The 9,002-nt window shown below is 43.8% G+C and carries 7 protein-coding genes; all 7 read left to right on the top strand.

Going from position 1 to position 9,002, the window contains the following annotated elements:
* The first annotated feature begins 151 nt into the window (after positions 1-151).
* A complete protein-coding gene (locus JXR81_03505; protein MBN2753916.1) occupies positions 152-2,164 on the top strand; it encodes an LPS-assembly protein LptD in 2,013 nt (670 codons plus the stop codon).
* Positions 2,161-4,239, top strand: coding sequence for an ATP-dependent DNA helicase RecG (recG, locus tag JXR81_03500; GenBank protein MBN2753915.1), 2,079 nt, complete (start codon positions 2,161-2,163; stop codon positions 4,237-4,239). Before JXR81_03505 ends, recG begins: the two co-directional genes overlap by 4 nt.
* Positions 4,240-4,314: 75 nt before the next feature.
* Complete coding sequence (locus tag JXR81_03495) at positions 4,315-5,127, top strand: MBL fold metallo-hydrolase (protein ID MBN2753914.1); 813 nt, start codon at positions 4,315-4,317, stop codon at positions 5,125-5,127.
* A 239-nt stretch (positions 5,128-5,366) separates the two neighbouring features.
* Complete coding sequence (locus JXR81_03490) at positions 5,367-5,813, top strand: cyclic nucleotide-binding domain-containing protein (GenBank protein MBN2753913.1); 447 nt, start codon at positions 5,367-5,369, stop codon at positions 5,811-5,813.
* Entirely contained in the window at positions 5,813-7,549 is a 1,737-nt protein-coding gene (locus JXR81_03485) for a tetratricopeptide repeat protein (GenBank protein ID MBN2753912.1), read from the top strand. The genes JXR81_03490 and JXR81_03485 overlap by 1 nt, the downstream gene beginning before the upstream one ends.
* Positions 7,546-8,406, top strand: coding sequence for a 4-(cytidine 5'-diphospho)-2-C-methyl-D-erythritol kinase (gene ispE / locus JXR81_03480; protein MBN2753911.1), 861 nt, complete (start codon positions 7,546-7,548; stop codon positions 8,404-8,406). Before JXR81_03485 ends, ispE begins: the two co-directional genes overlap by 4 nt.
* Positions 8,407-8,450: 44 nt before the next feature.
* Complete coding sequence (gene spoVG / locus JXR81_03475) at positions 8,451-8,741, top strand: septation regulator SpoVG (GenBank protein MBN2753910.1); 291 nt, start codon at positions 8,451-8,453, stop codon at positions 8,739-8,741.
* Positions 8,742-9,002 lie beyond the last annotated feature (261 nt).

Raw genomic sequence — 9,002 nt, 5'->3', positions numbered from 1 at the left:
GGACGCGGACGTTGAAGTAAACCAGGAAATAGAGCTTGTGTTTGACATGAACAAGACGCACTTCTTTGACCCAAAGACCGAATCAGCTTTAGTATAAGGTTCAAATTTGCGCGTGATAGCGAAAATTAAAATAACAGTGGCGGCGGCCTTAATGGCCGCCGCTTTTTCTTATGCCGCGTACGGCGCCGATGCGGTCTCCGCCGATTCAAAACCCAACACGGCATCCCCGCTTTTTATTTCCGGCGACTCCCTTGTTTACGATGATACCGGTTCTGAAATCACGGGCGAGGGCCATATCATCCTTAAACAGGAAGGTACATCCCTTTTCGCGGACAGAATTTACATAAACAATGAAACAGGGGATGTGTCCGCCGAAGGCAATGTGCTTTTTATAAGCGGCGATTCCAAAGTACAGACAGACCGCATGTATTACAACATAAAAACAAAATCCGCTTACACCAAAGACGTTCATCTGATAAGGCATCCGTGGATAGCTCGCGGCAAAAAAATGATGAAAGACGGAAAAAAGTGGGAGCTTGAAACGCCTGTTTTCACTACCTGCGACAGGGAACACCCCCATTACCGCATGGAAGCATCCATGATATACCTTTATGAAGATGATAAGATTGAAGCGTGGAACACTGTGGTGTATATAGGCATGGTGCCCGTGTTTTACTTTCCTTATTTTGCCTACCCGTTAAAAGGCAGGCAGGCGCCGTTTGACTTTAAGTTCGGGCATAATGATTATTCCGGCTGGTATGTTTACACAAAATACAATTTTTACTTTGATTATCTGAATTTCGGTTCGGTTGGTTTTGATTACCTTGAAAAACAGGGCAACAGGTATTCGCTGGGCTTAAATTACGGGTTCAATGAAAAATCAACAGGGCACTTTAACGGTTTTTATAACCTTGAAAAACTCACCAATACCGGAAGGTGGTCTGTAAATTACGGCCATTCGCACGTTTTTGACGAACGCTCGCGCGCCACGGTAAACTTTAACGGCGCCAGCGACAGGGATTTAAACAAGGATTTTCTTGACAGCAAAGTGGACCCGTACAGGCAGGACGCCGATATATACTATGCCACAAGTTTTGGCGGCCACTCTTTCGGCATAAGGGCGGCGGATTCCCAGCAGTTAAACACAATAACCGCGAAATACTTTACCGCTTCCAGGACGCTGCCGTCCGTTAATTATTCAATGACATCCGCGCAGATACTGCCAAGGGTTTATTACAATCACTCTTTCAATTATTCAAGGACGCTCCCTTTAATGGAAACAGAGTATAACGACTACGCTGTCTTTGTGCCAAACCTTCAGCTGTCCCTGCCGCCTATGGGGCCGGCTTCGTTTTCCGCAAGCGCGGGTTTAAATTCCAGGTGGGAAAACGCGGAAAAAGACAGAAAATGGGGCGCTTTCTATAATTCCATGACTTCGTCAGAGACATTATCGCTTAATTTTTTTCCGGGGCTGCTTAACACCACAATATCGCATTCATTTGCCAGGCTGTTAAATAAAGCGGATAAACTGCCTTATACAGGCATCACAAACAACTCTTTGTCCGCCAATGCGGGGTTCAGCCTTTCCAATTTAAGGCTTACCGCGTCCACAACTTACAACCTGCTGCCTGACAGGCACGAAGTTGAAAATGACAGGGACAGGTTTTCCATGCTGAATTTAAACGCTTCCACAAACCTTGAAGGCGCTTATTTTTCAGCCAACGGCACTTACAGCATATTTGCCAACAGGATAAAAAGTTTAAGCTCCGGGTTCAGCCTGTCGGATAAAAATAACAATATATGGACGGTCGCGGCGCACACGAATTTTGTAAGCAATCAGATAGATTACAACGAAAGGCTGCAGTCCGGCGTGCCGGACGTAATAACGTTTGATACGGGTTTTTCGTTTTCGCTGACCGAAGAATTTAAGGTTTCAGCCACCAGAAGCTATGACCTTGTAAACAAGCAGCTGTATTCGCACTCTTACAGTATTACCTGGTTTGTCCACTGCTGGGAAGCTTACTTTACCTGGTCCAAAAGGCAGGACGGTGTGGAAGATGTTTATTTTACAATTTATATAAGCGCGCTTCCGGAATTCAAAGTAAACAAACCGTCGTCAGCCGCGCCCAATTACAACCTTCTGTTTAATCAGGTGATGCAATGACGGAATCTTCACCCCTTGAAAAAGAGATACAGTATTTAAAAGGCGTGGGCCCGGCGCGGGCCGCGGCGCTTAAAAAACTTGGCATTGAAAACGTGGCAAACCTTTTATATTATCCGCCGCGCGCCTGGGCTGACAGAAGCCATATAAAACCCATTTCAAAACTTATACCCGGGGAACATGAAACCGTCCACGGTGTCGTGGTAATGGCTTCCACGCAGAAAATTAAATTCAAACTTACAATTACAAAAGTCGTCATCCAGGACAAAAGCGGCCATATCACAGCCGTATGGTACAACCAGCCCTTTATTGAAAAACAGTTTAAAAAAGGGGACGAAGTTATCATGTTTGGTAAGATAGACATGTTCAGGGGCGTAATACAGATAAATAACCCCGAATATGAACTGTCATCGCCGGAAGATAATGAAGCTGTTAACGTAAACAGGATAGTTCCCGTGTATCCGCTTACGGAATCAATCACGCAGAAGCAGTTCAGGAAAATGGTAAAGTTTGCCCTTGATAATTACATGCAGTACGTAACCGAATATCTGCCCGAAGAATTCAGAAAAAAGTTTAACCTTGAAGAGCTGCAAAAATCCCTTTTTCAGATACACTTTCCGGAATCATTTGATTTTCTTGAAAAGGCAAAATACCGCCTTATCTTTGATGAGTTTTTTACGGTGCAGTTCGCGCTTAACATGAAAAGAAGAAAGATGCAGGCGCAGCAGGGAAATGTCTTTAATATCACGGGGCAGTATAAAGAGGTATTCAGGCAGCATATGCCGTTTAAATTAACGGGCGCGCAGCGCCGCGTGGTGGAAGAGATTAAAAAAGATGTCTCTTCAGGCAAACCCATGAACCGGCTTCTTCAGGGCGATGTGGGTTCCGGTAAAACCGTTGTGGCAATGATAGCCGCGGTAATTGCCAAAGACAGCGGATTTCAGACGGCGTTTCTTGCGCCCACGGAAATTCTTGCGGCGCAGCACATGAGGACCGCGGAAAAACTGCTTGAAGGAACCGGTATTAAGGCAGAGCTTATACTTGGCGGGGCGGCCACAAAAAATAAAAAAGCCGCGCTGGAGCGTTTAAAAACAGGTGAAACAGATATAGTAATAGGCACGCACGCAATCATACAGGAAACAGTTGAATTTAAAAATCTTGGCCTTGCGGTAATTGATGAACAGCACAGGTTTGGCGTCATGCAGCGCGCGGCGCTTCTTAAAAAGGCGGCGGTTAAACCGCATGTATTAATTATGACCGCAACCCCCATACCAAGGACGCTGGCAATGACGGTTTACGGCGACACTGACGTGTCCGTAATAGACGAACTGCCGCCCGGAAGAAAGCCGGTTAAAACCGTTTTGTTTTCTGACGCTAAAAAAGACAGGCTGTATGCTTTTCTTGAAGAGCGCCTTAAAGAAGGCGGCCAGATATATATTGTATATCCGCTTGTGGATGTTTCCGAAAAACTTGATTTAAAGTCCGCCATTGAATCAGAAAAAGAGATAGCCGCAAGGTTTCCCGCGTATAAAACCGCCATTGTGCACGGGCAGATGAAAAAACCGGAGCGCGATGTAATCATGGCTGAATTTAAGGAAAAAAAAGTGCACATTCTGGCCGCCACCACGGTTATAGAAGTGGGTATAGATATTCCTAACGCGTCGGTAATGGTAATAGAACACGCGGAGCGCTTTGGGCTGTCGCAGCTTCACCAGCTGCGCGGAAGGGTGGGCCGCGGGGACAAGCAGTCTTATTGTATTTTAGTGGGCGACCCTTCAACCGAAGACGCTATTAAAAGGCTTACTGTAATGACATCCACGTCTGACGGCTTTAAGATAGCGGAAGAAGACCTTGCGCTAAGGGGGCCGGGCGACTTTCTGGGTACAAAACAGCACGGGCTGCCGGAATTCAGGCTTGCCAATATCATAACCGACAGAAAAATACTTGAACTGGCAAGGTCTGCCGCGGACTGGCTTATGTCTGATAATTGTGATATGGATCACAGAAAAATCAACGAAACTATTGATAATATTAAACATAAGTCCGGCAGAAATTATGACTTGATTAATATCGGCTGAAACTTTATAGTAATAAAGGGAAAACAAAGCAGTTTATTTTATATGCGGCAGGTAATGATAAACCGCGGAGGATTGATGAGAATAAAATATTACGGAGTCAGGGGATCTATACCGGTTACAGGAAAAGATTTTAATAAATATGGCGGCAGCACAACCTGTGTTGTGGTTACAGAAGCCAACACAACTCTTGTAATTGATACGGGTACGGGTATGAGGGCTTTTGGAAGGGACCTTATGAAAATATCGCCCGTAGGCCATAAAATTCACGTTTTAATGACGCATTATCACTGGGACCACCTTATGGGTTTTCCTTTTTTCACGCCCGCGTTTATTAAAGGCAATGAAATTAATTTTTACGGAGAAACCAAATATAACCAGAGTGTCCAGGACGTCTTCAAAAAGCAGCAGCAGTTTATTAATTTTCCCATAGAACTTTCCGGTATGGCGGCCAAGATTCATTTCACTGAAATTCAGGACAATGACGAAATTAACATAGGGCCGTTTAAGGTTAATACCGCCAAGTTAAACCATCCGGCAGGCACTCTTGGATTCAGGATACAGTCAGGTGAATCCGCATTTGTTGTGGCAACAGACGTGGAACATTACGCTGTGCCGGACAACAAACTTATTAAACTGGCAAAAGACGCGGGTATTATTATGTATGACGCGCAGTTTACACCGGAAGAATACCCCAAATACATAGGGTGGGGCCATTCCACATACGAAGAAGGGATTAAAGTGGCGCAACTGTCAGGGGCAAAAGAAGTTCACCTTTGCCACCACGCGCCGGAACATACGGATGACCAGATTGACGAAATTCAGGCAATGGCGCAGGCAAAATTCCCCAAAGCCTTCGCGGTAAAAGAAGGCATGGAAGTGGAAATTTAGTTTTTGGTTTTTGTGTTTTATGTTTTTTTTATGATTTAAATGTAGAGACGCAACATGTTGCGTCTCGTCTTTAAACCAAGGCGTAACATGTTACGCCTCTACAGTATAAGGCGAAACAGGTTTTATGTTTAATAATGTAGAGACGCAACACGTTGCGTCTCGTCTTTAAACCAAGGCGTAACATGTTACGCCTCTACAGTATAAGGCGAAACAGGTTTAATAATAACCGGAGGTAACAAATGGCGGATCCTGTTGAATATGAAATGTTAAAAGAAGCGGCGCTGTTTAAAACTTTAACAGACGCGGAACTTGATATTGTGGCAAAAAAGGTTTTTTTAAAGCCCTATAAAAAAGGGTCAACGTTATTTGTGGAAGGCATGCCCGGCGAAGTTCTGTATGTTGTTGTGGAAGGCGGCATAGATATTATAAAGAAAACCAAAGAAGGCGATAAAGTCATTGCAAACCTTGGTAAAGGCGAAATAGTGGGTGAAATGTCAATCATTGATTCCGGCGCCAGGACCGCCAGCGGCAAGACCGGCGAAGATTCAAAATTAATAGTGGTTACCAAAAACAGTTTTTCGGAAATTCTTGACAGCGACCCCGCGATTGCGGCCAAAATATTAATGGCGCTGCTGCGGATAATTAACAGAAGGCTGCGCGTCACGGATAAGAAGTTTGAACAATAATGGATAAAAAGTTTATAAGAAAAATACTGTTAGCGGTTATTTTTATATCCGCGTTAATAATAGCCGGGTGCGCGGGCGCGCAGAAAAAGCAGCCCGTGGAAAGGCCGGCTGTCAATAAAAACCCTTTTCAGGAATCAATTTCGTTTCTGTATTATTCAATGGGGTACCTTGCGGAATTAAGCAATCAGTTAAACTTTGCGGAAGAATACTACTCCACAAGCGCCAAATATTCGTACGAACCGGGCTCAATATTCATGAACCTGGCTTATGTGCAGTCCTTAAAAGGGGAGCCTTCAAAGTCCAAAGCCACAGTGGAAGAAGCCCTGATAAAAGACCCTTACAACCCGCAGGTGTTAATAGCATCGGCAAAGTTTAAACTTGAAGAAGAAGACGTAAAAACGGCAAAACTGCTGTTGGAACGCGCGATAGAAATAGACCCCATGGAAGCGGACGGATATTTTTACCTTGGCATAATAGCATTTAAAGAGGGCGATTCGCAGCTTGCGGAATCCCTGTTTAACAAAAATATCGCGCTGGCGCCGGATAAAGCGGCGGTATCGTACTATAATATCGGAATCCTTTACGGCGGCCGCGATGAATATGACAAAGCGGTGGAATACTTAAATAAAGCCATAGAGACAGACCCGGACTACCTTAAAGCGTATGATTCGCTTGCCAAAGCGCATGAAATAAAAGGAAATACTTCTGCCGCGCTTGCGGCGTATGAAAATTATCTTGAATTAAACCCAAAAGACACGGATATTATGACGCTTATGGCGGAAGTGCATTACAGGGCAAATGATACGGATAAAGCGCTGAAAGTATATGACGGCATACTTAAAATACATCCGGAAAACGCCGATGCCTTATACTCCAAGGGTGTTATTTATTCCGGGCAGAAACAGTATAAAGAAGCCGTAAAATGTTTTTTAAAGGTGGAAAGTTTAAGGGAGGACAGCATTATCAATAAATATCAGCTGGCAATAGCATATGAAAATTTAAAAGATTATGGCAAAGCGCTTGAAAAACTGGATCAGATTACACGGCTTGACCCAAAATACGTAAACGCCTATTACCACATAGGGTATATTTACGGCGAACAGAAAAAACTGCCGCAGGCAATAGAGATGTTTGAAAAACTTCTTGAATCCAACAAAGATAACGAGGAATTTTACCTGCTGTTAGGCGCGTCCTATGCCGACAACAAACAGTATCAACAGGCGGTGGATACGTATCTTGACGGAATTAAGGTATTCGCGGACTCTGAAAAACTTAATTTTAACCTTGGTTACGTTTATGACAGGATGAAAGATTATAATAACGCCCTTATAATATTTGAAAGGATAATGAAGATAAATCCGAAAAATCCCGACAGTTATAATTACATAGGCTACACTTACGCGGAACGCGGAGAAAAACTGGACAAAGCGCTGGACCTTGTGAATAAAGCGCTTGAACTGGATAAAGGCAACGGTTTTTATCTGGATACCCGCGGGTGGGTGTATTACAAAATGGGCAGGTATCAGGACGCGGTAAAAGAGCTTGAAGCCGCGCAGGCGTCAGTAATTAAACTAAGGGAAAAAGCTGACCCTGTAATTTATGAACATATGGGGGACGCTTATTTAAAAATAAATGATACGGCAAAAGCGCTGGACAGTTATAATAAAGCGTTAGAAAGCGGCCATGAAGAGCCGGAAGAAATAAAAACTAAAATTGAAAACATAAAAAATAAATGATATATCTGTCGCCCGCGAAAGTTAACCTGTCATTACAGATAACCGGCAAAGACCCAAAGGACTGCTATCACTATATTGATTCCATATTTGACCCCGTATCCCTTTATGACATTATAGATATCGCAAAAACCGGCAATGATTTAATTACCGTGACCGATGTCCGCGGCGCGCTGAATATAGGGCAGGAAAAGAACATTGCGTACAAAGCCGCGGCATTATTTAAGGATGCCTATAACATCAAAGGCGGAGTTGATATAAAGCTGCATAAGCACATTCCAAACGGCGCGGGGCTTGGCGGCGGCAGCAGCAACGCGGCCGCGGTGCTGCATGCTATGAATGACATTTTTAAGGTTAAAGCGCCGCTTAAAGCGTTAAGCGCGCTTGGGTTTAAACTTGGGTCAGACGTCCCGTTTTTTATCCATAACAGGACGGCAAGGGTAACTGGCAAAGGCGATAAAATCACCCCTGTTACCCGTAAAAAAGCGCTTTGGTATACGCTTTTGTGCAAAAACACACATGTTTCAACCAAAAAAGCGTATGAACTGCTGGATAATGAAAAAAAGTTGACAAATGGCAAATCGTATAATATACTTGTCCTAAGGTATTTGAAAGGGCAGGCAGTAAAGGGCGGTTTTCTTCAAAATGACTTTGAAAAACCAATTTTCAAAGCGTTTCCCGGCCTTAAAGAAGTCAAGAAAGCTCTTATTAAGCAGAATAAATGCATAGATGCGTCTCTGAGCGGCAGTGGTGCAACAGTTTTTGCGCTATTTGAAACAAAAACCGATGCTGATATTTGCTGCCGTAAGATGAAAGTTAAATTTCCCGGAAGTTTTGTCAGAACAGCGCATTCAATTTAAAGGCTTATGGTTTATAAGTCATATCCGGGAGGAGGGTGTGAAACATGAACATCACAGAAGTTAAGATTTTTCCAAGAGCGGCAGCAGAGGGGGAAGACCAGAAGTTGAAAGCGTACGCAAGCATTACGTTTGACGAAGCGTTTGTGGTAAGGGGTTTAAAGGTAATAGACGGAAAGAACGGGCTGTTTGTGGTAATGCCAAGCAGAAAACTTTCAGACGGAACGTTTAAGGATATTGCTCATCCGCTGAACAACGAAACCCGCGGGCAGATAGAGACAATGGTACTGGAAAAGTACGGAAATATAACACAGGGCAGCGAAGACCGCGCCCAGTAAAGAAGTTTAAGTTTGTTTTTAAGTAATTTTACAATATAAAAAACTCGCAGCGCTTAGGCCTGCGGGTTTTTTTAATTATAATCAGGGTTTATTATGAGTGTAATATATATGAATCTTTTGTATAATAGTTTTGATGTTTGGACGCTTGGATGGTCAGATGGTTGGTTTAGACCCGGTAGCCGCACCCTTTCAGGGTGCGTTGTTTAGAACTTGAATTGTATTAAATGTTTGGTAGCCGCACCCTTTCAGGGTGCGTTGTTT

Source organism: Candidatus Goldiibacteriota bacterium, assembly GCA_016937715.1.
In the GTDB taxonomy this organism is placed as follows: Bacteria; Oederibacteriota; PGYV01; order PGYV01; family PGYV01; genus PGYV01.
Note: the sequence above shows the minus strand (reverse complement) of the source record. Positions and strands in the feature narration are given on the sequence as shown.